The sequence below is a fragment of the uncultured Nostoc sp. genome, from assembly GCF_964247315.1.
Classification (GTDB): Bacteria; Cyanobacteriota; Cyanobacteriia; order Cyanobacteriales; family Nostocaceae; genus Nostoc.
Genome location: NZ_CAXTTT010000227.1, coordinates 1 through 4,810, shown reverse-complemented (window position 1 = coordinate 4,810; position 4,810 = coordinate 1). Strand labels below are relative to the sequence as shown.

Sequence of the window (4,810 nt, the reverse complement as noted above, 5' to 3'; positions counted from 1 at the left end):
GGGCAGGAGGCAGGAGGCAGGAGGCAGGGGGCAGGAGGCAGGAGGTAAAACTATTACTGTTCCTAGCATTCACGCTTGTCTTTATGTCCTAAAGGCTGTGACTACGGCTATAACTGGAATTATTGTGTAAATTAAAATTCATAAACGAGTCTTTAATACTCGCCGACGAGTCTTTTTTACTCGTGGACGAGTCTTTGATACTCGCCGACGAGTCTTTTTTACTCGTGAATGAGTCTTTGATACTCGCTGACGAGTCTTTGATACTCGTAGACGAGTCTTTTTTACTCGTGGACGCAGATCAGAATTTCACTTTTCTACCCCCCTACTCCCTCATCTTTTCTGCCTCTCCAATCAGCCGCCAATCAAAACAGTGGGATTACCTTTGATAATTTTATTCGGTGGCCCTAATGCTTCTATAATAGTGTCGCCCATACGACAGGCAGGCAGGTTATTAATCAGCACTGTTTTGCTACCGTCAATTACAACACCGGGGCCATGGGGAGGTACAGGCGAGGGTGTGGCACAATTATGAATATCAGCACCTGCCGCAGCAGAAGTGATTGCGCTACTCATGGTAGTTGATGCTGTTGTCTTTGTAGTTTGTTCGGCGGCTAGGGCAGCAGGTGCCCCTGGTGTACCTGCCGCCGCCTTGGTAGCAGTCTCAGCTGCTAAGACAGTCGCATCAGAAGATGTTTTGGCAGATAGCAAAGCCGGTACTGCTGCTGCAAGCACACCCCGCCACGCAGGTAAAGACCCAATCAACACATTGCGACTACCTGGGCCTCCTGTCAATACTGGCGGTAAGGGATGCGCTACATTGTCACTAATTCTTGCTGCTGGTCTACCCATGACAACCTCCTATAGTATTTTTCATTACTAAACTTCAAAATAATTCGTAATTCGTAATTCATAATTAGTTAAGGATTTCTTTACAACAAATTCAAGACCAGCAATTTATGATTCAATACGATTCAGTTAACGCTTAACTCTTTGTCAAATAATTTTTTTAACGTAGATGCTTCGCATCTTGCCGTAGGCTACTGCAAAAGACGCAAAGGAAGAGAAGGAAGAAACGCTTAACTAACTGTATTGATTTATAATTTGGTGGAATGTTTCTCCAAAAACTACGAATTACGAATTACGAATTACGAATTAATTAAGGCGAATCATCGCACCTTTAACTGTAATTACACCCTTGGCTGAAATGTCTATATTTCCAACAGCATCTAATGACAGATTACCTTTTGATTGCACTGAAATAGACCTAGCGATGTCATCCATTTCGATTGTATGACCGCCTTTGGTTTTAATTAATATACGCTTTTGACTATCATTGAGATAGATTCTGTGGCCGTATTTAGTTTCTAGGCGAATACCTGTTTTACTAGTTAGTTTATCTTCGTCAATAAACTGTAGAGTATGTCCGACACGAGTTGTAAAGGTGCGTAATCTTACGCCACGTTTTGTAACTGAGTCACGCACCTTTTCCGGTGGTGCATCCTTGCCGTTCCAGACTCCGCCAATTACATAGGGACGGTGGATATCGCCATGCTCAAAACCTACCAGTACTTCATCGTCTATCTCTGGTAAACAGTCGAAACCTCTATTTTTCCCTGCTCCCAAAGCTACAACTCTCGCCCAATCACTTGTATCTTTTTCTGTAAGGGTGGGAAACTTGACTTTCACTCTACCCAATGCCTCTGGGTCTTGGTTATCAGTTACAATTCCCACTAATAAAGTCTCAGATGGTTGTAGGCGTTTTTCTGGAGATAGAGTTGTGAATAAGTCACCAGAACGTAGTCCCCGCACGCTGAAATCAGTTTTATAAACGCGCTGACTGAAGAAATGGCGTGTTTCTGTAACATAATACTTACCACTATAGCGATCGCCCATACCCTCAAGAGTAACAACTCGCCCCGGTCGAATCTCAGGATTACCCTCTGCCTTAGCATCTGCATAAACAAATTCTCCTCCCAGTTCATCACACAGAGCCTGAGCCATAGTCTTTGCTTGTTTCGCGCTGGCAACGGGTTTATCTACAACAATCATTTCCTGGGACTTAAGATTGCCAAATGCAGTACTAGTACTAGTTCCTAGCTTATTACCTGTCTGGGTTATTTGGTTCTCTTTCTTAGCTGTTTGGGTAATTAATTGTTTCTTGGTATAGTCCCAGGCACGTACTTCCACAGAACTTACCTGTTCAGCACTGGTAACGCGAGTACTAAATTTATTAATATCAACTAGCCATTTTAGTGGTAAAGCTCCCTGAGCTTTTGGTTTGCAAAAATTTATTTTGCCATCTGTAATAAATAGTTCAAAACCAATGCGAGCAGCCCTTTCCCGTAAAAACTCCATATTAGTTTGGTTTTCTTGGAAGACATACTTATGGACTTCGCCACTTAGGTCTATATTGCCAAGTTTTATCCCTACTTCTTTAGCTATTTTTTTGACTATATCGCTATCCCTTTGATTCAAAAAAGAACGATTATAACGACCTCTGTGAAGACGATGGGAAATATCATAGCCGCGAACAATGATATCAGCTTCAGATTTCTCATTGAAGTGAACTTCCAGCCCCGTAATTTCGCCTTCAATCAGAAGTTTTTCTATTTTTTCTATATCTTCTTTAAAATTCTGATCTAAAGTAGTACTTTCACTAAAACCTAACTTCACTTTCTTACCAATCTTAAATACCTGCTCATATCGCCAAGGTTTGTTTTGTTGACGGTCAGAAGCGGGAATATAGCTATTATGTACTACTAAGGTAAACATTGCTGGCAAATGAAGGCTTTCTTCTATGGTTATTTGCAGCAAATCTTTCATCAATTCTGAAGAATCGCTTAGTCCTTCTATCTGGATTTTTGGTTCACTTAAATAAAGACTTTGTTTAGGCATAACTATTATTTTATAACTATGAAATTTTCAGATTAGCCTTGAATGATAACTGATTGAAAAATTAGTATTTATCATTTTGCTGACTTCGGTTTATCAGTTTTTCCCACCTTTTGATTTGGCTGACGATCTGTGCCTGTAGAAGCTGATGCTTTTCCTTGAGGAAGGTTATTTTTATCTACTTCTTGCAAGGATATATCTACCATTGCTCTAACTGGTGTGCCATCAGTTAGAAACATATTTAAAGTGTAAGTTAGACTTGTGATTACACAATAAAAATACTCTGTTCCCCATGTTAATATGTAAACTGGCGGTCGCTTATCCGGCGATCCTTTAATAGTTTCTACACCTTGTTTAATCTTGTCTATGTACTTTGTCATTACTGACTCTTTCGTTTCATAGGTATCGTAGAGTAACTGTTTAAGTGTGAATTTATAAGGCTCAACGCCAGAAAAGTTAACTTTAGGGAGAAGTTCGGTACCTCTATTTCCTTGTTGACTCTCCCATTGAACAGTTCGACTAAAACTAATGTCTGTGGGATTAAACATGAATTCAATATTTGGTGCTTCACCGTTATGAGCTACAAGTTTGGCTTTCTCAAGTTGCGGTTGAAGCTTTTGAATAACAATAATTGCTGGACTTGCCATTTGAGTTTTTCTCCTAAAATTATTGAATGGTATTTACCAAGGTAATCGACCTGAGTGACCGCCATGACGCTCTCGTTCAATTTCTATCCGTTGCCGTAATCTGTGATAAATTTCACGGGCTAGAGCTTCAAGATCGGCCGTATCATCTTTATCATCTTCTTGAGAAGACGAGGATACGCTCTCTATCGTCTCAGTTATTGGTTTGATTTTTCTAGATATGTCAGTTAGAGTGACCTCTCCACCATCAGTAAAGCCTCTAGGTGAAAGAAGTTGTTTAGCAAAAACTTGTGGCGATTCTGAAACATGAGAAGATTCATAATTTTGACTATTAGATTCCACATCACTAAAGTTGAAGCTAGGGAATTCATCATTATTTCCATTTAGTAAATCTTCCACACTTGACCATTGAGAAGGTGTATTTGACCATTGAGAAGATGTATTAGTGCTAGGATTTGCTTTTCGGAAAATCAGGGGAGGTGATGAGTATTGAGGTGAAGGTTCATCCACATGAATTGTTTCGTTTTGAAGAGGATTAAGCTGTGGAGAATTTAGGATAGAAAGTTTCTGTTTTCCAATATCCAACCCCAAGGAAGAAGGAATTAAAGAATTGGATACATCAGGGGAGGGAGTCTCAGCACTTTTTAGTTGCAATGAAGTGTCTGGAAAAGAATCGACTTTAGTCGGGGTTTCTGGAGAAATTATTTCTTCTGGTTCTTGAGCATTGGGTGTTTGTAAACTTGGAAGGATCAGATCGTGCGGTGTTCCACCAGTGTTGATGTGATGCAGTAGAGGTAAATTCTTCTGTGCATCCCTGGTATTAATCACAAACTCCCCAGGCGTAAGCATTGCAGGTACTGTATCCGAGGGTGCTATCTGATAACGATTTTCAACGTGGGAGTCTATGACATGACCACCAGTAGCATAACCTTTAGGCGCTGGCAAATTTTCTGCGATCGCATTTTGCTTTTGCTCAACTTTAGGTGGTGTCCCTACCTCATTTTGTGGAGAAGTTGCTTCTTCTAGGATATCTCGATTATCTGAGGTATCAACAAGGGTTGATATTTCAGGATTTGTTACCGCAAAGGGAAATTCTGATTCTACTGGTTGTTCATTGTCAATAATTTTCCTGAAAATATTCTCAGTTTCAACGATTTCAGGCGATGTGGCGGGAATTGGTGGTGTATAGACGTCTAGCGGCTTGTCGTTAGACATCGCAGTTTCAACAATTTCAGGTGATATGGCGCTTACTGGTGCTTCAGCAATTTCAGGTG

The 4,810-nt window shown here is 40.5% G+C and carries 4 protein-coding genes; all 4 read right to left on the bottom strand.

Annotation, left to right across the window (positions count from 1 at the left end):
* Positions 1-351 precede the first annotated feature (351 nt).
* A complete protein-coding gene (locus ACFE93_RS33980) occupies positions 352-849 on the bottom strand; it encodes a PAAR domain-containing protein (protein ID WP_375480436.1) in 498 nt (165 codons plus the stop codon).
* A 303-nt stretch (positions 850-1,152) separates the two neighbouring features.
* A complete protein-coding gene (locus tag ACFE93_RS33975; RefSeq protein WP_375480434.1) occupies positions 1,153-2,895 on the bottom strand; it encodes a VgrG-related protein in 1,743 nt (580 codons plus the stop codon).
* Positions 2,896-2,966: 71 nt separating this feature from the next.
* Positions 2,967-3,539 (bottom strand): hypothetical protein, encoded by a 573-nt coding sequence (locus ACFE93_RS33970; protein ID WP_375480432.1) that lies wholly within the window; start codon positions 3,537-3,539, stop codon positions 2,967-2,969.
* A gap of 33 nt (positions 3,540-3,572) precedes the next feature.
* Positions 3,573-4,810: hypothetical protein (locus ACFE93_RS33965; RefSeq protein ID WP_375480430.1), on the bottom strand; the 1,238-nt coding region annotated here is incomplete at its 5' end.

Bases quoted from the DNA above. Each gene is read 5' to 3' on its own strand.
- ACFE93_RS33980 (WP_375480436.1), bottom strand. From the start codon at position 849: ATGGGTAGACCAGCAGCAAGAATTAGTGACAATGTAGCGCATCCCTTA.
- ACFE93_RS33975 (WP_375480434.1), bottom strand. From the start codon at position 2,895: ATGCCTAAACAAAGTCTTTATTTAAGTGAACCAAAAATCCAGATAGAA.
- ACFE93_RS33970 (WP_375480432.1), bottom strand. From the start codon at position 3,539: ATGGCAAGTCCAGCAATTATTGTTATTCAAAAGCTTCAACCGCAACTT.